This is a genomic window from Saccharothrix ecbatanensis (assembly GCF_014205015.1).
Taxonomy (GTDB): Bacteria; Actinomycetota; Actinomycetes; order Mycobacteriales; family Pseudonocardiaceae; genus Actinosynnema; species Actinosynnema ecbatanense.
The window spans coordinates 3,654,898-3,674,864 of sequence record NZ_JACHMO010000001.1 but is presented as its reverse complement, the minus strand read 5'-3'; the positions used below and the strand labels follow the sequence as shown (position 1 = coordinate 3,674,864).

15 protein-coding genes are annotated in these 19,967 nt (G+C 69.4%); 12 read left to right on the top strand and 3 right to left on the bottom strand.

Annotation, left to right across the window (positions count from 1 at the left end):
• Position 1 precedes the first annotated feature (1 nt).
• The 5 genes from F4560_RS15435 (at position 2) to F4560_RS15415 (ending at position 4,472) form a co-directional block, all read left to right on the top strand.
• On the top strand, positions 2 to 946 hold the full coding sequence (locus tag F4560_RS15435) for a carbohydrate ABC transporter permease (protein ID WP_184920688.1): 945 nt from the start codon (positions 2 to 4) through the stop codon (positions 944 to 946).
• Positions 943 to 1,791 (top strand): carbohydrate ABC transporter permease, encoded by an 849-nt coding sequence (locus F4560_RS15430; protein ID WP_184920686.1) that lies wholly within the window; start codon positions 943 to 945, stop codon positions 1,789 to 1,791. Before F4560_RS15435 ends, F4560_RS15430 begins: the two co-directional genes overlap by 4 nt.
• Positions 1,792 to 1,813: 22 nt before the next feature.
• On the top strand, positions 1,814 to 2,575 hold the full coding sequence (locus F4560_RS15425; RefSeq protein WP_184920684.1) for an IclR family transcriptional regulator: 762 nt from the start codon (positions 1,814 to 1,816) through the stop codon (positions 2,573 to 2,575).
• 136 nt (positions 2,576 to 2,711) lie between these two features.
• On the top strand, positions 2,712 to 3,449 hold the full coding sequence (locus F4560_RS15420; RefSeq protein ID WP_184920682.1) for an SDR family NAD(P)-dependent oxidoreductase: 738 nt from the start codon (positions 2,712 to 2,714) through the stop codon (positions 3,447 to 3,449).
• Between the two features lie 171 nt (positions 3,450 to 3,620).
• Entirely contained in the window at positions 3,621 to 4,472 is an 852-nt protein-coding gene (locus F4560_RS15415) for a fumarylacetoacetate hydrolase family protein (protein WP_184920680.1), read from the top strand.
• A 169-nt stretch (positions 4,473 to 4,641) separates the two neighbouring features.
• Here F4560_RS15415 and F4560_RS15410 read toward each other — a convergent pair whose 3' ends face one another.
• Positions 4,642 to 4,887, bottom strand: coding sequence for a carbohydrate-binding protein (locus F4560_RS15410; RefSeq protein ID WP_184920678.1), 246 nt, complete (start codon positions 4,885 to 4,887; stop codon positions 4,642 to 4,644).
• A gap of 205 nt (positions 4,888 to 5,092) precedes the next feature.
• Positions 5,093 to 6,130, bottom strand: coding sequence for a LacI family DNA-binding transcriptional regulator (locus F4560_RS15405; protein WP_184920677.1), 1,038 nt, complete (start codon positions 6,128 to 6,130; stop codon positions 5,093 to 5,095).
• 250 nt (positions 6,131 to 6,380) lie between these two features.
• Between F4560_RS15405 and F4560_RS15400 the strand changes: the two genes are divergently transcribed.
• The 7 genes from F4560_RS15400 (at position 6,381) to F4560_RS15370 (ending at position 18,119) form a co-directional block, all read left to right on the top strand.
• Positions 6,381 to 7,652 (top strand): ABC transporter substrate-binding protein, encoded by a 1,272-nt coding sequence (locus F4560_RS15400; protein WP_184920676.1) that lies wholly within the window; start codon positions 6,381 to 6,383, stop codon positions 7,650 to 7,652.
• A gap of 5 nt (positions 7,653 to 7,657) precedes the next feature.
• Positions 7,658 to 8,617 (top strand): carbohydrate ABC transporter permease, encoded by a 960-nt coding sequence (locus tag F4560_RS15395; protein ID WP_184920675.1) that lies wholly within the window; start codon positions 7,658 to 7,660, stop codon positions 8,615 to 8,617.
• Positions 8,614 to 9,459 carry a carbohydrate ABC transporter permease gene (locus tag F4560_RS15390; protein WP_184920674.1) on the top strand — a complete coding sequence of 282 codons (846 nt, stop codon included), beginning with the start codon at positions 8,614 to 8,616 and terminating at the stop codon, positions 9,457 to 9,459. Before F4560_RS15395 ends, F4560_RS15390 begins: the two co-directional genes overlap by 4 nt.
• Before the next feature lie 19 nt (positions 9,460 to 9,478).
• A complete protein-coding gene (locus F4560_RS15385; RefSeq protein WP_184920673.1) occupies positions 9,479 to 11,833 on the top strand; it encodes a glycoside hydrolase family 3 N-terminal domain-containing protein in 2,355 nt (784 codons plus the stop codon).
• Positions 11,834 to 11,844: 11 nt separating this feature from the next.
• On the top strand, positions 11,845 to 13,353 hold the full coding sequence (locus F4560_RS15380) for a glycoside hydrolase family 43 protein (RefSeq protein ID WP_312869314.1): 1,509 nt from the start codon (positions 11,845 to 11,847) through the stop codon (positions 13,351 to 13,353).
• 242 nt (positions 13,354 to 13,595) lie between these two features.
• Positions 13,596 to 14,993, top strand: a complete 1,398-nt coding sequence (locus F4560_RS15375) for a glycoside hydrolase family 10 protein (RefSeq protein ID WP_184920671.1) — start codon at positions 13,596 to 13,598, stop codon at positions 14,991 to 14,993.
• A gap of 240 nt (positions 14,994 to 15,233) precedes the next feature.
• Complete coding sequence (locus F4560_RS15370; RefSeq protein WP_184920669.1) at positions 15,234 to 18,119, top strand: ATP-binding protein; 2,886 nt, start codon at positions 15,234 to 15,236, stop codon at positions 18,117 to 18,119.
• Positions 18,120 to 18,191: 72 nt separating this feature from the next.
• Here the strand turns inward: F4560_RS15370 and F4560_RS15365 are convergent, their stop codons facing one another.
• The gene (locus F4560_RS15365; protein WP_221483507.1) at positions 18,192 to 19,931 is read right to left on the bottom strand and encodes a S8 family serine peptidase; all 1,740 of its coding nucleotides are present in this window, start codon (positions 19,929 to 19,931) and stop codon (positions 18,192 to 18,194) included.
• Between the last annotated feature and the right edge of the window lie 36 nt (positions 19,932 to 19,967).

The window sequence follows — 19,967 nt, the reverse complement described above, 5'->3', positions numbered from 1 at the left end:
GATGACGACGACCCTGAGCCGACCGGCGCCACGGCGGCGCTCGGAGCCCACCAAGCGGGTGGCTCGCCGGGGACGTGTCAGGCAGTCCTTCGACCTGTTCCTGATGACGACGCCCGCGTACCTGATCTACGGCACGCTGTTCCTGCTGCCCGCGCTGTCGACGTTCTACTACTCGATGACGTCGTGGAACGGCCTGACCTTGACCGCCGACTGGGTCGGGTTCGACAACTTCGTCAAGGTCTTCGACGAACCCGCCTTCAGCCGCAGCCTGGTCACCACCGGCATCATCGCGGGCGGGGCGACCATCCTGGTCAACGCGCTCGGTTTGGCGTTCGCCCTGCTGCTGCGGTCGCCAGGGCGGTCATCCACCCTCTACCGCGCGATCATCTTCGCGCCGATCGTGCTCAACGAGGTGGCCGTCGGTTTCCTGTGGCGAGCGATCCTCGGCCACCAGGGCGCGCTCAACCACGCGCTCAACACCTTCGCGGGGGTCACGCCGATCGAGTGGCTCGGCAGGGAGAACCTCGCCTTGGTCAGCGTGGTCATGGTGATCATCTGGCAGTCCCTCGGCTTCAACATCGTCATCTTCCTGGCGGGCCTGTCGCGCGTCCCGGCCGAACTGACCGAGGCCGCGATGATCGACGGGGCGAACCGGCGGCAGATCTTCGGCAACGTGACGCTGCCGTCGATCGCGCCCGCGGTGACGATCAACGTCATCTACACCTTCGTCGGGCTGCTGCACGAGTACGCCCGCATCCAGGCGCTCACCGCGGGCGGCCCCGCCGGCGCCACCACCACGCTGTCCTTCAAGATCGTCGTCGACGGCCTGCAGGACGGCCTGCCCGCCACGGCGTCGGCCCAGGCGGCGATCCTGTCCGTCACCACGGTGGTTCTCGCCCTGCTCGTGCTGGGCTACCTCCGCAGGCGAGAGAGCAGCACGCAATGACGACCGTCCACTCCGGCACCCGCCGCCGATCGTTGGCGCGGCACGGCTTCTTGACCGGCGTGACGGTCCTGCTGTCGCTGCCGATGTACATCCTGCTGATCAACGCGTTCAAGTCGGAAGCGGACATCATCACCGACCCGCTGGGGTTCACCGCGTCCCGGCTGACCTTCGACAACCTGGCCGCGGCGTTCACCTCGGAGTCCTTCGACGTGGCCGGCGGCTACCTGAACAGCCTTTGGATCACCGTCGGCACGGTCGGCGGGTGCGTGCTGATGGGCGGCATGTGCTCCTACGTGCTGGCCCGCGCAGGCGGCAAGAAGGCCGTCATCGGCTACACCGTGCTGGTGTGCGGCCTGCTCGTGCCCACGCAGACGATGCTGATCCCGCTGGTGTACCTGATGTACACGGTCGGCCTGCTCGGCTCCCCGGTCGGCGTGATCCTGTTCGAGATCGCGGCCCGCCTGCCGTTCACCGTCCTGGTCTACACCGGGTTCATCCGCGCCATCCCGCGCGAGCTGGACGAGGCAGCGTCGATCGACGGCGCGAGCAGGATGGGCACCTACTGGCGGATCATCTTCCCGCTGCTGCTGCCCGCCACCGCGTCCATCGCGATCTTCGTCGGCATCGGCACGTGGAACGACTACCTCAACCCGTCGGTCATCCTCGGCCCCGGTGATGAGCAGACGATCACCACCGGCCTCTACGCCGCGATCGGCCCCACGACAACCAGCTTCGAGCAGGTGTTCGCGTTCCTCTGGATCGCCAGCATCCCCACGCTGCTGTTCTACGCGTTCATGCAGCGCTACTTCGTCAGCGGACTGTCCGACGGCGCCCTCAAGGGCTGACCACGACCACCGAGGAAACACCATGGCAACAGCGGACCGGGTGAAGTCCGCGGGTCGGACGATCGACGTGCTGGAAGTGCTCGCGGGCGCCGGCACCCCGCTGACCCTGGTCGAGCTGCACCGACTGCTCGAGGTGCCCAGGTCCAGCCTGCACATCCTGCTGCGGACGCTCATCGCCTGCGGCTGGGTGGAGTCCGCGGCGCACGGCACCGCCTACCGCCTGGGCCTGCGGGCGCTGCGCGTGGGTGCGTCCTATCTCGACCGCGACCCCGTCGTCAGTGCGGCTGGACCGGTGCTGACGCGGCTGCGGGAGACCCTGGGGGAGACGGTGCACCTGGGCAGGCTCGACGGCGCGGAGGTCGTCTACCTGGCGAGCCTGGAGTCGCGGAACCATTTCCGGGTGACCTCGCGCGTGGGCAGGCGTCTGCCCGGGCACGCGACCGCCCTGGGCAAGGTCCTGCTCGCCGCCCGCGACCCGGGGGAGGTGAGTGAGCTGCTGCCCGCCTCCCTGGTGCCACTCACCAGGCACACGGTGACCGACCACGCCGAACTGCGCACCGAGCTGGCTGGGATCCGGTCGCGCGGCTGGGCGTGGGAGGTCGAGCAGAACACCCTCGGGCTCGCCTGCTTCGCGGTCGCCGTGCCCGCACACGGGGCGGTCGACGCAGTCAGTTGCTCGGTCCCGTTGGACCGGGTCACCGACGAGCGCCGCGCGGCCGTCATCACCGGACTGTCCGCTGCGGCGGACGAGATCGCCCGGCTCTCCCGATCACACGCGGGATGACCATCGAGAGCGGCATCGTTCGCCACCTGTCCCGTGGACGGGCTGTTTCCCCGACGTGGGCACGGCGAGCCGGGTGCTGCTGCGCAAGCTCGGCCACCTCGCCGACAAGCTGCGATAGCGCAGGAAGGAATTCCGCATGATCAACAGGTTCGAGGGTCGCACGGTGGTCGTCACCGGCGCGGGATCGGGAATCGGTTACGAGATGGCCCGCCAGTTCCACGCGGAGGGCGCGATCGTGTTCGCGGCCGACCTCGACCCCGACACCGCTCCGGAAGGAACGATCGGGCTGCGGGTGGATGTCACCGATCCGGGATCGGTCGAGTCCGGGCTGGCTCGGGCGGTGGAAGAGACCGGCAAGCTGGATGTCCTGTGCAACAACGCGGGCTTCTCGTCCACCACGGATGTTGTGTCCTGCGGCGTGGACGAGTGGGACAAGGTCTTCGCGGTCAACACGCGTGGGGTCTTCCTGGGCATCAAATACGCGGTGCCCACGATGCTCGAGCAAGGCGGCGGCGCGATCATCAACACCGCCTCGGTCGCGGGCATGGTCGGGTTGAAGGACCGTGCCGCCTACTGCGCCAGCAAGGGGGCAGTGGTGGCGCTGACCCGCCAGGTGGCCGTGCAGTACGCGGGCACGGGCGTGCGCTGCAACTCGATCTGTCCCGGCACCGTCGACTCGCCCTGGGTCGGCCGCCTCCTCGACGCCGCGGCGGACCCGGTGGCGACTCGTGCCGCACTGGTCGCACGCCAGCCGATGGGTCGCCTGGGCACTTCCGAGGAGGTGGCCCGCGCCGCTCTCTACCTCGCTTCCGACGACGCCGCGTTCATCACCGGGACCGAGCTCGTCATCGACGGTGGCCTCATGGCCGGATGATCCCCCGGAGGACGACGACGAGGGTCATGCGGATCGACGCCATCGTCGCGGTCTGGGCACGGCACGGCACCACGCAGCCGACCCGGTGACACCGCACCGCGGTTTACGAACCCCCGTCGCCGCGCGGCCGACAACCAGAACAGAACCGACTCGAACGAGCGAGGAACGGCAATGCGACTGTTGAGAGTGGGCGACCCCGGATCCGAGGTTCCCGTGGTGCTGGACGGGTCCGGTCGCGCGCGTGACCTACGGCCCGTGACGAGTGAGATCGGTGGTGACTTCCTCTCCGGCGGCGGTGTGTCGCGGGTGCGCGACGCCCTCGCCGGCGGTGACCTGCCGGCGATGGACATCACGGGGATGCGGATCGGCGCGCCGATCCGCCGTCCGGGTGCCCTGGTGTGCATCGGCCTCAACTACTCCGACCACGCTGCCGAAACCCGGGCGGAACCGCCGGCTGAGCCTGTGGTGTTCATGAAGGCGACCAGCACGATCGTCGGACCGGACGACACCGTGCTGGTGCCCCGGACTAGTGTGTCCACCGATTACGAGGTGGAGTTGGCCGTAGTGCTGGGCGCCACCGCGCGCTACCTGGACAGCCCGCGGGACGCGGCGGCGGTGATCGCGGGCTACGCGATCTCCGACGACGTCAGCGAACGCGACTTCCAGCTCCACCGGGGCGGCCAGTGGACCAAGGGCAAGTCCTGCGAGACGTTCAACCCGTTGGGGCCGTGGCTGGTCACCGCCGATGAGGTGGGCGACCCGCAGGCACTGGGGATGAGGCTGAGCGTCAACGGAAAGCCGCGGCAGGACGGCAACACGGCGAACATGCTGTTCGGTGTGCACCACATCATCTGGTACCTCAGCCAGTTCATGGTCCTGGAACCCGGTGACGTGGTGAACACCGGCACACCCGCGGGCGTGGCGCTCGGTGCCAACGACTTCGACTACCTGCGTGAAGGAGATACGGTCGAGGTCGCCATCGACCGCCTGGGCGTGCAGCGACACCGGATCGGCCAAGCGTGACCATCACCACGCACCGGATCGACGCCACGCAGAATGGCGCCGAGCCGGTCGGCTCGGCGCCATTCTGCGTGGAACCAGCGTGTCATCCGGCGGAGCAGGTGGGTGTCACGCCGGAGCCCGCGCCGGTGGCCTTTTCGTTCGGGTTCCCTGCGTCCTGTCGCGTGCGAGATCAGCCGACCAGTGGCGCGACGGTTACGTAGTCGATGTTCGGCGTGTACATCGAGCGCTGGCCGAACTGGTTGTACGTGGTGCCGTCACAGTTCGGCAGTTCCTGTGCGGTGAACCTGATGGTGTTGGTTCCGGCGCCCAGGTCGACCGGCACGACGAGGTCGCGGAACTGGTTGAAGTGGAAGGTGTTCGGGAAGTGGACCCGTTGCACGTGGCCGTTGACCGAGATGTCGGCGTGCCGCGTCATCGGGTCGGGGTTGTACTGCCCTGTCGCGCGGGCGTGCGTTGCGGACGGGCGTGTCGGGGTCCGCGACCCGTTCCGCGAGCAGGTCGACGGCGAGTCGGGCCGTCTACTCGGCGGGTACCTCGGCGGCCGTTACGGGTGAGCCTCAGTGGATCACCTTGGACGCGCGTTAACTTTCGGGTCTTGAACCGTACGTTTTTACGCGCACTCACGTGCGAGGTGCGGTGGTGCTCGCGCGGGTGATGAGTTCGGTGGTGTGCATGAGGCGGTGTTGGGGGAGGGGGTCACCGTGCGCGAGGGTGATGATCATGTCGGTGGCGGCGGCGGCCATGTCGCTGAGGGGTTGGCGGACGGTGGTGAGGGCGGGGATGGCCCATTGGGCGGGTGGGAGGTCGTCGAAGCCGACGACGCTGAGGTCGTGGGGGATGCGGACACCGGCTTCGTGGGCGGCCTGGTAGACGCCGAAGGCTTGGGCGTCGTTGAAGGCGAAGATCGCGGTGGGTGGTTGGTCGAGTCGTAGCAAGTCACGGGCGTGGTTGAGGCCGTCGGCGATGTTGAAGTCGCCGATCCGGATGAGCGCGCGGTCGACAGGGACCTCGGCGGCGTCCAGCGCGGCACGGTAGCCGTCGAGGCGGGCGCGGCTGGACAGCGCGTGCGAGGGGCCGGTGATGGCGGCGATGCGTCGGTGGCCGAGTTCGAGCAGGTGGCGGGTGGCCGAGAGGCCGCCGCTCCAGTTGCTGGTGCCCACCGTGGGGAATTCGTGGCCTGGGTCGCTGGTGGGGTCGACCAGCACGAACGGGATCCCGCGGCTGGCCAGTTGCTCCTGCTGGGCGGAGGTGGGGGCGGAGAAGACGGTGATCACCCCGGCGGGCTTGCGGGCCAGCACACCGTCGATCCAGGTGCGTCCGGGGGTGTGGCGGCCGTGCAGTTCGGTGAGCACGACGGCGAGTTCGTTCTCGCCGGCCACGCGTTCAACACCTCTGATGATCTCCATGGCGTAGGCGCCTTCGAGCTCGTGGAGCACCAGCTCCACCAGCGTCGCGCGGGTGGCCTTCTTCTGCCTGCGGTAACCGTGTTCGCGGATCACCGCCTCGACCAGGGCGCGGGTCTCCGGGGCGACCTCCGCACGTCCGTTGACGACCTTGGACACCGTCGCGGTGGACACGCCCGCCAGCTCGGCTATGCGGGCGATGGTCGGTCCTCCGCGGTCTGCGGCGTCGGTCGACGGGCGTCTGGTGGAGGTCATGCCGGGAGTGTAGTGCTGCGGCTACAGGACAGAATGTTTCGGTGGTACTGCTTCGGATGTCTTGACGGTTGGCGTGACCCGGCTTACTGTCTGGCCCGTTAACATTCGGCGCTTTAGCCGAAACTTTCAAGACTGGCGGGTGGTCCGTCGACCGCCCGGCATACCGCACCGCTGCGGACCGGTGGTGGTGCGGTCCCGCCTGGGCGCTGCCCGGCTTCCCCTTGCCCCGTCCCACACTGGAGACACCGCCGTGAAGCTCCGCCGCACCACCTGGTCACTCGTCCTTGCCGGGGCCCTCGCCATGTCCGCCGCCTGTTCGCCGGGCACCGGTGGCGGTGGCGGTGGCGACGGGAAGTCGTTCGAGTTCTGGTCGTTCACCGCCATCAACCAGAAGGCGTCGGTGGACGCCTACCGGGACAAGCACCCTGACGTCGAGGTCAAGCTGACCGAGGTGGGCACCTCGACGGAGACCGCGCAGGCGCTGACCACGGCCCTGGCCGGTGGCAAGGTGCCGGACCTGGTGCTCATCCAGGGTGACGACCTGCCGAAGTTCGTGCAGCAGCCCCAGAACTTCGTGGACCTGCGCACCCTGGGAGCGGACGACGTCAAGGGCGACTACCTCGACTGGGTCATGGGCCAGTCCACCGCGAAGGGCGGCGAGGTCGTCGGCATCCCCACGGACGTGGGCGGCATGGCGGTGGCCTACCGGACCGACCTGTTCGCCGCAGCCGGTCTGCCGACCGACCGGGACCAGGTGAGCGCGTTGTGGCCGACGTGGGAGGCGTTCATCGAGACCGGGAAGCGGTACACGCAGGCCACCGGCAAGGCGTTCGTGGACAACGCGGCGACCAGCGTGTTCTCACAGGCGGTCAACCAGGGCGCGCAGAAGTACTACGACGATGGCGGCGAGCTGATCTACGCGACCAACCCCGAGGTCAAGGCGGCGTTCGACGTGGGCGTCAAGGCGGCGACGGCCGGGATCACGGCCAAGCAGCCCTCGTTCTCCAGCGGGTGGAGCGCGGGCATGGCGCAGGGGCAGTTCGCGACGCTGGCCGCGCCGTCGTGGATGCTCAACGCCATCCGCAGCAACGCCCCGGACACCAAGGGCAAGTGGGACATCGCCAAGGTGCCCGGCGAGTGGGGCAACTGGGGCGGCAGCTACCTGGCCATCCCGAAGGGTGCGAAGAACCCGCAGGCGGCGTGGAGCTACATCAAGGAGATGCAGTCCCCGCAAGGCCAGTTGGAGCACTTCGTCCGCTCCGGCGCGCTGCCCTCCACGCCGTCGGTGTACAAGGACGACAAGATGGCCTTCGCCAAGGACGAGTTCTTCTCGAACGCGCCCACCGGCACCATCTACACCGACTCGCTGCTGGGCCTGAAGCCGTTCCGCATCGGACCGGACACCTCGGCCATCAACCAGGAACTCGGCAACGCCATCGCCAACGTCGAGCAGAGCGGCGGGAACGCCGCCACGGCGTGGGACGACGCGGTGCGCAACACCAAGACCGCCATCGGCAAGTGACCGGCATGACCGGCACCCTCACCCCGGCGCGCATCGCCGCGCCCCCGCCCCCGCCCTCTCCGGCGGGGGCGGCCCGCCGGTTGCGCGACCGACTGACCCCCTACGGCTACATCGCGCCGTTCTTCGTGCTCTTCGCGGTGTTCGGGTTGTTCCCGCTGCTGTTCACCTTCTACGTGGCGTTGTTCGACTGGAACCCGATCGGCGACCGCACGTTCATCGGCGTGGACAACTTCACCAGGATGTTCGCAGACCCGAGGTTCTGGAACGCCGCCGGCAACACGCTGAGCATCTGGGTGCTGTCCACGGTGCCGCAGTTGTTGTTGGCGTTGCTGTTGGCGCACGTGCTCAACCACGCGCGGCTGCGGTTCGCGTTGTTCTTCCGGATGGTGGTGCTGGTCCCGTACATCACCTCGGTGGCGGCCACGGCGATCGTGTTCGCGCAGTTGTTCGACCGGGACTACGGGCTGCTGAACTGGTTGCTGGGGCTGGTCGGGATCGACCCGGTGGACTTCACCGGGTCCACGTGGGGTAGCCACGTGCTGATCGCGACGATGGTGGCGTGGCGGTGGTTCGGCTATAACACGCTGCTGTACCTCGCTTCTCTCCAGGCGATCTCGCGGGAGGTGTACGAGGCGGCGTCGATCGACGGCGCGGGCGAGTGGCAGCGGTTCCGGCACATCACCGTGCCCGCGCTTCGGCCGATCATCATCTTCACCGTCGTCACTTCGACCATCGGCGGGTTGCAGATCTTCACCGAACCGCTGCTGCTCTCCGGCGGCGGTGGTTTGACCTGCGGCGCGGTGCGGCAGTGCCAGACGCTGACGCTGTTCCTCTACGAGCAGGGCTTCGGGCAGTTCCAGTTCGGCTACGGCTCCGCGATCGGCGTCGCCCTGTTCGTCATGGTCGTGGTGATCGCCGCGGTCAACTACGTGCTGTCGCGTCGACTGCGGGGTGAGGGCCGATGAGCACTACGTCGGGTCGCCGACGCCTGGGCCGCGTTCGCTGGTGGAACTACCTGCTACTGGCCGGGACCGCGGTCGCGTGCCTGTTCCCGTTGTACTGGATGTTCATCGTCGCCACGACCGACACGGCGACCGCGACGGAGATGCCGCCCGAGGTCGTGCCCGGTGGCAACTTCTTCCACCTCGCGGGTCTGGTCCTGGAGACGGTGCCGTTCGTGCAGTCACTGCTCAACAGCCTGGCTGTGGCCACCGCCATCGGGGTCGGTCACGCGGTGCTGTGCGCGTTGGCGGGGTTCGCCTTCGCCAAGCTGCACTTCCCCGGTCGCAACGCCCTGTTCCTGGTCGTGGTGCTGACCATGACCGTGCCCACCCAGCTCTCGGTCATCCCGCAGTACATGATCATGTCGGAGCTGGGTTGGGTCGACACCCTCCAGGCGCTGATCGTGCCAGGACTGGCCAGTGCGTTCGGCATCTTCTGGATGCGCCAGCACATCGCCGTGACCATCAGCGACGAGCTGATCCAGGCCGCGCACCTCGACGGCGCGTCCGCCTGGCAGGTGTTCTGGCGCATCGCGTTCCCGATCGTGCGGCCGGCCGCGTTCGTGCTGGGCCTGTTCGGGTTCGTCAGCGCGTGGAACGACTTCCTGTGGCCGTTCATCGTGCTCAAGTCGCCGGAGCGGTTCACCGCCCAGATCGCGATCAAGGCGTTGCAGAACAGCTACGACGTCGACCTCGGCCTGGCCATGTCCGGCTCGTTCCTCGCCACCGTCCCCCTGGTCGCCCTGTTCGTCATCGTCGGGCGGCGCATGGTCGCCGGGATTCTCGACGGCGCATTCAAGGGCTGACACCACCTCAAGGGAAACCATGACATCGCTGATCAACACCCAATCAGACGCGCCCTGGCGCGATCGGGCCCTGCCGGTGCACGACCGCGTGGAGGCGCTGCTGGCGGCCATGACCCTGGAGGAGAAGGTCGCCCAGCTCGGCTCGGTGTGGCTCGACCAGGACGGCGGTGGTTCCGCGACGGAGTCCGCGCCGATGCCCGACGTGTTCACCGCGTCCGCGTCCGGTGACGTGGACGATCTGGTGCGCGGCGGGATCGGGCACCTGACCCGCGTGTTCGGCACCGCGCCGGTCACCGCCGCCGAGGGCGTGGCGCGGTTGCGCGTGCTTCAGGAGCGGGTGGCGGCGGGCAACCGGTTCGGCATCCCCGCCATCGCGCACGAGGAGTGCCTGACCGGCTTCGCCACCTACGGTGCGACGGCCTACCCGACGCCGCTGGCGTGGGCGGCGACCTTCGACGTCGACCTGGTGCACGAGATGGCATCGGCGATCGGGCGCGACCTGCGTGCCGTCGGTGTGCACCAGGGCTTGTCGCCAGTGCTGGACGTGGTGCGCGACTACCGCTGGGGTCGGGTGGAGGAGACGTTGGGGGAGGACCCGTACCTGGTCGGACAGCTCGGCGCGGCCTACGTGCGCGGGCTGGAAGAGGCCGGGGTCATCGCCACCCTCAAGCACTTCGCCGGCTACGCCGCCTCCCGCGCCGCCCGCAACCACGCGCCGGTCGGCATCGGACCGCGGGAGCTGGCCGACGTGATCCTGCCGCCGTTCGAGACCGCCCTACGCGTGGGCGGCGCCCGATCGGTGATGAACTCCTACACCGACGTCGACGGCGTGCCCGTCGCCGCGAGCGCCCAGCTGCTACGGCGTCTGCTGCGCGAGGAGTGGGGCTTCACCGGCACGCTCGTCGCCGACTACTGGGCCATCCCGTTCCTGGCTTCCATGCACCGGGTCGCCGTCGACGAGGGTCAGGCAGGGGTGCTCGCGCTGCGGGCGGGCATCGACGTCGAGCTGCCCGAAACCCGAGGCTACGGCTCCCGACTGGTCGAGAACGTGCGGGTAGGGAACGTCGACGAGTCCCTTGTGGACGATGCCGCTCGCCGGGTGTTGCGGCAGAAGGTCGAACTCGGCCTGCTCGACGGGGGACCGCTGGTTCCCTCCACCGCGGACGAGGTGGACCTCGACAGCGCCGACAACCGGTGGCTGGCCCGCACGGTCGCCGAGCGCTCGATCGTGCTGCTGGCCAACGACCACGCCGTGCTGCCCTTGGACCTGCCCCGCCGGGCCCGGATCGCCGTGCTGGGCCCGTGCGCCGACGATTCGCTCACTCTGATGGGCTGCTACGCCTTCCCCAACCACGTGCTGCACCGCTACCCCGAACGCGGCGCGGGTCTGCCCATCGCCACGATCAGACAACAGGTCCAAGCCGAGTTCCCGCAGGCCACCGTCGACTACGCCCGAGGCGTCGAGGTCTCCGGCGACGACGACTCCGGCATCACCGACGCCGTCAACGCCGCCGGCCTCGCCGACGTCGCGCTGCTGTTCGTCGGCGACCGGGCGGGATTGTTCGGCGACGGCACCTCCGGTGAAGGCTGCGACGCGCCCGACCTGCGCCTGGCGGGGTTGCAGGACCGCTTGGTCGAGGCGGTCCTCGCGACCGGCACGCCGACCGTGCTGGTCGTGGTCTCCGGCCGGCCCTACGCACTGGGCGACTACGCCGACCGCGCCGCCGCGGTAGTGCAGGCGTTCTTCCCCGGCGTGGAAGGCGCCTCGGCCGTGGCCGGGGTGCTCAGCGGACGGATCAACCCGTCCGGACGGCTGCCCGTCCAAGTTCCCCGACTGCCGTCGGTCAACCCCTCGACCTACCTCCAACCGCTGCTGGGCGCCAAGACCGACGGCATCTCGGCGCTGGACCCGACACCGCTGTTCCCGTTCGGCCACGGCCTGTCCTACTCGACCGTGCGCTACGAGACGCTGGCCACCACCCGCGACGAGGCACCCACCACCGGATCGGTGGAGGCCCGCGTCGTCGTCCGCAACACGGGGCCTCGCGCGGTCGAAGAGGTCGTGCAGCTGTACGCCTCCGACCCGGTGGCCCAGGTGGTACGCCCCCTGGTTCAACTCGTCGGGTTCGCCCGGGTCGCGCTGGAACCCGAACAGGCCCGGGCGGTGGTGTTCGACGTGCCGACCGACGCGTTCTCCTTCACCGGCGTCGACGGCCGCCGCGTCGTCGAACCGGGCCGCATCAGCCTGTCCACCGGTCCGTCGGCGGGCGATCTGCCGCTGCGCTCCGAGGTCTGGCTGACCGGCGAGCCCGTCCACCCGGGCCACGACCGACGGCTGACCACCACCCACGTCGTGCGCGACCTCGGCGAGTGAGAGGAGAACCGGTGCGAACGGACCTGCCTGTGCTCGGCGCGGTGGAACCGCGGACGGCTGTTCGCTTTTACGACAACCCCGTCATTGGCGGCTTCCACCCCGATCCCAGCGTGTGCCGGGTGGGGGAGGACTACTACCTGGTGTGCTCCAGCTTCGAGTACTTCCCGGGCGTGCCGATCTTCCACAGTCGAGACCTGGTGCACTGGCGGCAGATCGGCAACGTCCTGGACCGCCCGTCCCAACTGCCACCGGGCACGTCGGCCTCCGGCGGCATCTACGCGCCCACCCTGCGCCACCACGACGGCAGGTTCTGGCTGATCACCACCAACGTGTCGGCGGGCGGCAACTTCCTCGTCACCGCCGAACGCCCTGAGGGCCCCTGGTCGGACCCGGTGTGGATCGACCTGCCCGGCATCGACCCCGATCTCGCTTGGGACGAGGACGGCAACTGCTGGTGCGCCGTCTCCGGCGTCCAGGTCGCCCGCATCGACCCCGGGACGGGAGCTGTCCTGGAAAGGCCGTTGCACGCCTGGTCCGGGACCGGCCTGCAGTACCCCGAGGCGCCGCACCTGTACCGCATCGGCGAGTGGTGGTACCTGATGATCGCCGAAGGCGGCACCGAACGCGGCCACACCGTCACCACGGCCCGGGCCCGCACACCGCGCGGCCCCTGGCACCCCGCACCGACCAACCCGATCCTCACCCACCGCTCCACCAACCACGCGATTCAGAGCACCGGTCACGCCGACCTCGTCACCACCCCCGACGGCGACTGGTGGATGGTGCTGCTCGCGACCCGGCCGCGCGGCTTCACGCCCAGCTTCCACGTCCTGGGACGCGAAACGTTCCTCACACCCGTGAAGTGGGTCGACGGCTGGCCCCGCGTCGGACCCGTCAACCTCACCGAACGCGCACCCGCCGCGTGGCACCCCGTCGAGCCGGACCCGCCGCGTGACGACTTCGACACCGCGGACCTCGCACCGCGGTGGATCTCCCCTTACGCGCGTCTCGTCGACTCGTGGTCGCTGGTCGACCGGCCGGGGTGGCTCACGCTGCACGCCACCGGTCCGACCCTGGACGCGCCGGGTGCCACCTTCGTCGGACGCCGCCAGCAACACCAGGACTGCCGCGTCGCCGCACGCGTGGAGTTGGGCTCGGGCCGCGCGGGCCTGTCCGTGCGGCTGGACGAGGCGCACCACTACGACCTGGAAGTCGCCGACGGGCACGTCGCCGTCATCGCCCGGATCGGACCGCTGCGCCGGCGCGTGGCCGAACGACCCGTGCCACCCGGACCGTTGACCCTGGCGATCACCACCCGCACGGACGACACGGGCGCACCGGACCTGGTCGGCTTCCACGTCGACGGCGATCCCACGCCGTTGGCCGAACTCGACGGCCGCTACCTGTCCACCGAAGTCGCCACCGGCTTCACCGGACGGGTGATCGGCATGTACGCCACCGAAGGCACGGCCTCGTTCGACTGGTTCGACTACGAACCCGCGACCGCGCCCCCGCGGTGAAACAGGCCGGCCTCGCGTCGGCACGGCACCACCACGCCGACCCGCCGCCCACGGGTCGCCACAGACCTGATCGGCACCACGACGCCGATCACGGACCCGGTCGGGACTTGCGCCCGGCCGGGGCACGAACGGGCACACGGGACGTCGACGCCGTTCCTGTGCCCGCCCGGCCGCACGGGTGCCCTTAGCGCCTCCTTGGTGCCCGTGCGGCCTGTCCCGACACCGATGTCAGGAGAAGGAACATGTCAGCACAAGCAGGTCGCGCGCGCCGCGTCCTCGCCGTGACGGCCGTCGCCGTCGCGGGCACGCTCGCCGTAGGGATGGCGGTTGCCGCACCGTCCTTGGCGGCCGCCGAGCCGACCCTGGGGCAGCTCGCCGTCGCGAAGGGCCGCTACTTCGGCTCGGCGACGGACAACCCGACGTTGGACAACGCCCCCTACACCGCGGTGCTGGGTAGCGAGTTCAACCAGATCACCGTCGGCAACACGCAGAAGTGGCAGTACATCGAGCCCAGCCGCGGGCAGTTCGACTACTCGCAGGCCGACAAGATCGTCGAGTTCGCCCAGGCGCACAACCAGATCGTGCGCGGCCACACCCTGGTGTGGCACAACCAGCTGCCGGGCTGGGTCAACGACGTGCCCGCCGGTGAGCTGTTGGGCGTGATGCGCGACCACATCGCGAACGTCGCCGGTTATTACAAGGGCAAGGTCGTCCACTGGGACGTCGTGAACGAGGCGTTCGAGGAGAACGGGACCCGGCGGCAGTCGGTGTTCCAGCAGAAGATCGGCGACGGCTACATCGCGGAGGCGTTCAAGGCCGCCCGTGCCGCCGACCCGAACGCCAAGCTCTACTACAACGACTACAACGTCGAGGGCATCGGGCCGAAGAGCGACGCCATGTACGACCTGGTGAAGTCGTTCAAGCAGCAGGGAATCCCCATCGACGGCGTCGGCCTCCAAGCCCACCTGATCCTCGGCCAGGTACCCAGCACGTTGCAGCAGAACATCCAGCGCTTCGCCGACCTCGGCGTGGACGTCGCCATCACCGAACTCGACATCCGGATGCGCACGCCCCGCGACGCGGCCAAGGACGCCCAACAGGCGACCGACTACCGGACTGTCACCAACGCCTGCCTCGCCGTGACCCGCTGCGTCGGCATCACCGTCTGGGACTTCTCCGACGGCTACTCCTGGATCCCCTCGGTATTCCCCGGCGAGGGCGCGGCCCTGATCTACGACGAGAACTTCAACAAGAAGCCCTCCTACTGGGCTGTGTATGAAGCCCTCGGCGGCACCAAGACGACCACGACCACCACTACGACCGGCAACAACGGCACGGGCTGCACCGCGACCTACCGGGTGACCAGCCAGTGGAACGGCGGCTTCCAAGGCGAGGTCACCGTCCGCAACACCGGCGCCACCGCCACCCCCCGCTGGACTGTGAAGTGGGCCTTGGCCCAGGGTCAGACCTTGGGCAACCTGTGGAACGGGGTTGTTACCACCAACGGCCAGGAAGTGACCGTACGCAACGCCGACTACAACGGCACCATCGCACCCGGCGGCACCACCACGTTCGGCTTCCTCGGCTCCTGGACCGGCGCCAACCCCGTCCCTGCCACCATCATTTGCACCCCCGCTTGACCGCAGCGGCGGCGTAGAACCGCCTGTCGGGGCCCAGGGCTGCCTCATCCGCTTTCGGACGAGGCAGCCCTGCGGAGACGCCCGTTCGGAGTACCGGATTCCGGTGGGTGAAGGCGATGGCCTCGACGCTCGAACCGGTCGCCCGTCGTCCGGCGGGATCCGCTCCGCGTCACCGCACGATGACTACTTTTAGGCTGGGCACCTGCTGGTGTCGGGTCGGTGCGCCCGGGAGGTGCGGTGATGCGACGTAGTAACGGTTCTGGGACGGATCGGGGCCGTTGGTTCCGGACCAGCTCGCCTGTTCTCATCGGGCGCGGCGAGCACTTGGCCGCGTTGCGTGAGGCCGTCGCGCGCCCTCCTGCGGTCGTTCTACTCGAAGGCGAGGCGGGGGTGGGCAAGAGCAGGTTGGTGTCCGAACTGCTCGCCGGTGACCTCGGCGGGGTGTTGCCGCTGGTCGGATACTGCTGGCAGGTCGGTGAGCCGTTCTCCTACGGTGCGCTGTTGGAGGCGTTACGGGGAGCGGGGCCTGGACTGTCTCGGCAGCAGCACCTGAACCCGGTGATCGGGGCACTGGCCCCGCTGTTGCCCGAGATCGCCTCGGAGTTGCCCGCCCCGTTGCCGTCGATCGGCGACCCGAGGGCCGAGCGGCACCGGCTGTTCCGGGCGGTGCGGGAACTGTTGGCCGCGCTCGGTCCGGTGTTGCTCGTGGTGGAAGACCTGCACTGGGCTGACGACGGCACGCGTCAGTTGCTGCGCTTCCTGGCGGGTGCTCCGCCGGCCGACCTCGGCATGGTCCTCACCTACCGGCGGGAGGACCTGCACGGTGGCAGCCCGTTGGGCGCGGAGTTCCGGCCCGCTGCCGGCGGCCTGGTCGCGGTGCTGGAGATCGAGCCGCTCGACGTCGACGGCGTGCGACGACTGACCGAGGCCATTCTCGGCGCGGAGGAGGTGTCGGTGGAGTTCTCGGCTCGACTGCACGAGCGGACCGCGGGCATCCCGTTCGTGGTCGAGGAGACGCTGCGCGCCCTGCGTGACCCTGAAGGCGCCGTGCACGCGGGCAGCGTGCGTGCCAAGAGGTTGCTCGACGCGGTCAAGGTGCCGGTGTTGCTGCGTGACGCGATGGCCGACCGCCTGGCCACGTTGCCCGCCGCCACGGTCCGCGTGGTCGAGGCCGCCGCGGTGCTCGGCACGCCCGTTCCCGCCGCGTTGCTCGCCGATGTCGGTGACGTCCCGGAAGACCAGGTGAGGACGGCACTCGTGCACGCCTTGGACGGCCATGTCCTGTATGAGGTGGACGAGTCGCGGTACGGCTTCCGGCACATACTGGCACGTCAAGCGGTCTACGACACGATCAGCGCTCCGCAGCGCGACGCCCTGCACCACCGCGCCGTCGACGCGCTGGAGCACGTCGAACCGAGGCCACTGGTCCAGTTGGCCGAGCACAGCGAGCGGGCCGGCCGGAAAGCGGACTGGCTGACCTACGGAGAGGCCGCGGCGGACCGGGCCATCGACTCCGGCGACGCAGCGACCGCGACCGCACTGCTGCAACGGTTGCTCGCCGTGCCCGTGCTGTCCGCCGACCTGGTCGATCGGCTGGCGATCAAACTCGGGCGCATCGCCAACACCGGCCTGGACCAACACGATCCCACCGAGACCCTGGGACGCCTGCTGACCGACCCGCGACTGACCACGTCGGTGCGCGGCGAGGTGCGCCTGCAGCGGGCTTTCTTGCTGCTTCGCCTGATCGGCCGTATCCGGGAGGGGCGGGCCGAGCTCGAACGTGCTGTCGAGGAGTTGGCGGGCAGGCCCGACCTCGTCGCCCGCGCCACCGCCGCGCTCGCCGTACCGTCCACCGGCACCGTCCCACCGGACGCATTGCGCCGGTGGCAGGAGCTGGCCAAGGCACACCGGATGGCCGCGGCGGGCGAGCTGCGGATCAGTCTGCTGGCAAGTGAAGTCGCGTCCGTCCTGCACCAGGGCCACCTCGAATGGCTGGACGAGGTACCGGATCACGCGAACACGCTCGGCGGGCAGCAGCAGCTCGCCCGGCTGCGGTGCAACGTCGCCGATGTCTGCGTATGGCTCGGCCACCTGGACCTGGGCGTCCGGTTCCTGCGCGACGGGCTGCGGCTCGCGGCCGAGAGCGGCGCGCCGTGGGTGGTCAGCATCGGCAGGACCACCGAGACGCGACTGGACTGGATCACAGGCCGGTGGGACGGCCTCGTGGAGCGGGTGAACAGGTTGATCGAGGAGTACCGCGACATCACCGCCAATACCTGTGAGCTGGATCTGGTGCTCGGCTGGCTGGCTGCGGCCCGTGGTGACTGGGTGGTGGCGGAGGAGCACTTCGGTCGGACCGGTGCCCGCGACCCGGACGACGCGATCGTTCCCGTGGCGATCAGCGGGATCGCGGGTCTGGCCTCGATCCTGCTGGAGCGCAAGGAGGCAGCCGAGGCGGCGGCGGAGGTCGATCGCGGGCTGACCGCCGTGCGGAAGTGTGACGGCTGGCAGTGGGTCGGCTCGCTGGCCCCGGTCGCGGTCGCCGCCTACTCGGCCGCGGGACGGACCGCGGAAGCGGAACGTCTGGTCGAGGAGGTCACGGAGGGCATCGTCGACCGTGACGCGCCCATCGTCGTCGCCGCGCTCGCGCACTGCCGGGGCGCACTGGCCGAGGCACGGGGCGAGCCTTCCGAGGCCGTCGAGCACTTCAGGGAAGCCGCCGCGCGCTACGAGGTGATGCCCGCGCCGTACTTCGCCGCCCTCGCCAGGGAACGCGAGGCGACGGTGTTGGCGCCGTCCGAGCGGGAGAGGTCCGTCGAGTTGCTGACCGTGTCGGCGGAGACCTTCGCCGGGTTCGGCGCGTCGAAGGACGCCGCGCGCTGCCGTCACGCCCTGCACAGCCTCTGCAGCGTGGAACCGGCTCGGCGGGGACGACAGGGGTACGGCAACGACCTTTCCCCTCGGGAGGTCGAGATCGCGCGCATGGTCGCGGCCGGGCAGACCAACCGTGAGATCGCCGAGAAGCTGTTCCTGTCCTCGCGGACGGTCGAACATCACGTGGCGCGACTGTTCCGGAAGCTCGGCATCAACTCGCGCGCCGAGCTGCGCGCCGACCGCCTGTACTGAGGAGGTCCTGTTGGAAGCGAGCGGCGCTCCCGGATGGTTGCCGGAAGCGCCGCTCGGCAGCGGGGTGTGCCTCTAGAACATCATCGGGATGCAGAAGGTCGGGAAGTTCGGGGACGGGGCGCCGTGGCACCGGATCTGCTTGCTGACGGTGCTCTTCTGGTCGAAGCTGTCGGTCACCGTGAGCTTGGCGGTGAAGGTGACCGTGTACTGCGTGGTCGAGTAGGTGTGGCTGGCCTTGACACCGGTGCCGGTCTTGCCGTTACCGAAGTCCCAGGCGTAGGAGACGATGTCGCCGTTGGGGTCGGTCGACCCGCTGCCGTCGAAGGAGCAGACGGCCTGCCGGCAGGTCACGCTGAACGATGCCCGCGGCGGCTGCGGACCCGCGACGGCCCTCCTCGACGTGGTGGCGGTCTTGCCGCTGTTGTCGGTCACCGTCAGCTTCACGGTGTAGGTGCCGTTCTTGCTGTACTTGTGGGTCGGCTTGACGCCGGTGCCGGTCGTGCCGTCGCCGAAGTCCCAGGCGTACGAGGAGATCGTGCCGTCCGGGTCTGATGAGCCCGACGCGTCGAAGGTGCAGTCCGGGGTCGTCGACGAGCAGTTCGCGGCGAAGGAAGCCTTCGGCGCGCCGGGATCACGGGCACCGAGGTCGTCGGTGTACAGCAGCCGGTTCGGCGTGTCCATCGGGTCGGAGATCTTGTTGACGGTCGTCGTGTCGAGGACCAGGGCGTTGGCGTCGGCCACCGAGATGTCCGGGTCGGCGGCCAACACCAGCGCCAGGGCGCCGGCCACGTGCGGGGTGGCCATCGACGTGCCGTTCCACGCGGCGGTCTTGCCGTCCTGGGAGATGGAGGTGATGCCGCTGCCCGGCGCGAACAGTTCGACGCACTCGCCCCAGTTGGACCCGCCGTTGCCCCAACGGCTGCGCTTGTCCTCGCTGTCCGACGCGCCGACGGTCAGCACGCCCGCCGCGGAGGCCGGGCTGACCTCACAGGCATCCTTCGTGTCGTTGCCCGCCGCGACGGCCCACGCGACGCCCGCGTTCACCGACTTGGTCACGGCTTCGTTGAGCGTGCTGCTCTGGGCGCCACCGAGGCTCATGTTGCCCACCGCGGCTTGCGGGGCGTTCTTGGTCACCCAGTCGATGGCCGCGATGATCTGGTCGTACGAACCGCTGCCGGCGCAGTTCAACGCCCGGACCGAGACCAGGTTCACGTTCTTGGCGATGCCGTAGGTCTTGCTGCCGATCGTGCCGGCCACGTGGGTTCCGTGGCCGTGGCAGTCGCTCGCGTCGCTGTCGTTGTCGATGAAGTCGTAGCCGCTGACGGCCCGACCCTCCAGCTCGGGGTGGTCGAACGCGATGCCCGTGTCGACGACGTAAGCCGTGACGTTGGACCCGTCGTTCGGCGCCGCGTAGCTGTTGTCCAGCGGCAGGTCGCGCTGGTCGACGCGGTCCAGACCCCACGTCTCCGACGTGCGCACCACCCCGTTCTGCTCCACGTAGCGCACCGCCGGGTCCGCGGCGAGCCGCTTCGCCTGCTGCTCGCTCATCCGCACCGAGAAACCGCGCAGCGCGGCCGAGTACACGTGCGAAACCTCGCCACCGTAATGACCGGCCAGGTCCGTCGCCTGCGTCGAGACCGCCGCCTGGATGCTCGCCGCCCTCGACGGCGTGCCGTTCAAAGCCACGATGTAGCTGCCGTCGACGGCACCCTGGGCACCCGCGCCCAGGATCTGCCCCTCGGCCGCCTGTGCGACATCGACAACGCTCACCGTCAACGCGATCGACGCGAGACCGGCACAGAGGCTGGTCATGAGCGTTCCTCGTCCTCGTAATGTGGACATGATTGA

Excerpts from the sequence above, each read along its gene's own strand:
- F4560_RS15435 (WP_184920688.1), top strand. The coding sequence starts at position 2 with ATGACGACGACCCTGAGCCGACCGGCGCCACGGCGGCGCTCGGAGCCC.
- F4560_RS15385 (WP_184920673.1), top strand. The coding sequence starts at position 9,479 with ATGACATCGCTGATCAACACCCAATCAGACGCGCCCTGGCGCGATCGG.
- F4560_RS15425 (WP_184920684.1), top strand. The coding sequence starts at position 1,814 with ATGGCAACAGCGGACCGGGTGAAGTCCGCGGGTCGGACGATCGACGTG.
- F4560_RS15395 (WP_184920675.1), top strand. The coding sequence starts at position 7,658 with ATGACCGGCACCCTCACCCCGGCGCGCATCGCCGCGCCCCCGCCCCCG.
- F4560_RS15390 (WP_184920674.1), top strand. The coding sequence starts at position 8,614 with ATGAGCACTACGTCGGGTCGCCGACGCCTGGGCCGCGTTCGCTGGTGG.
- F4560_RS15420 (WP_184920682.1), top strand. The coding sequence starts at position 2,712 with ATGATCAACAGGTTCGAGGGTCGCACGGTGGTCGTCACCGGCGCGGGA.
- F4560_RS15405 (WP_184920677.1), bottom strand. The coding sequence starts at position 6,130 with ATGACCTCCACCAGACGCCCGTCGACCGACGCCGCAGACCGCGGAGGA.
- F4560_RS15415 (WP_184920680.1), top strand. The coding sequence starts at position 3,621 with ATGCGACTGTTGAGAGTGGGCGACCCCGGATCCGAGGTTCCCGTGGTG.
- F4560_RS15410 (WP_184920678.1), bottom strand. The coding sequence starts at position 4,887 with ATGACGCGGCACGCCGACATCTCGGTCAACGGCCACGTGCAACGGGTC.
- F4560_RS15430 (WP_184920686.1), top strand. The coding sequence starts at position 943 with ATGACGACCGTCCACTCCGGCACCCGCCGCCGATCGTTGGCGCGGCAC.
- F4560_RS15370 (WP_184920669.1), top strand. The coding sequence starts at position 15,234 with ATGCGACGTAGTAACGGTTCTGGGACGGATCGGGGCCGTTGGTTCCGG.
- F4560_RS15375 (WP_184920671.1), top strand. The coding sequence starts at position 13,596 with ATGTCAGCACAAGCAGGTCGCGCGCGCCGCGTCCTCGCCGTGACGGCC.
- F4560_RS15365 (WP_221483507.1), bottom strand. The coding sequence starts at position 19,931 with ATGACCAGCCTCTGTGCCGGTCTCGCGTCGATCGCGTTGACGGTGAGC.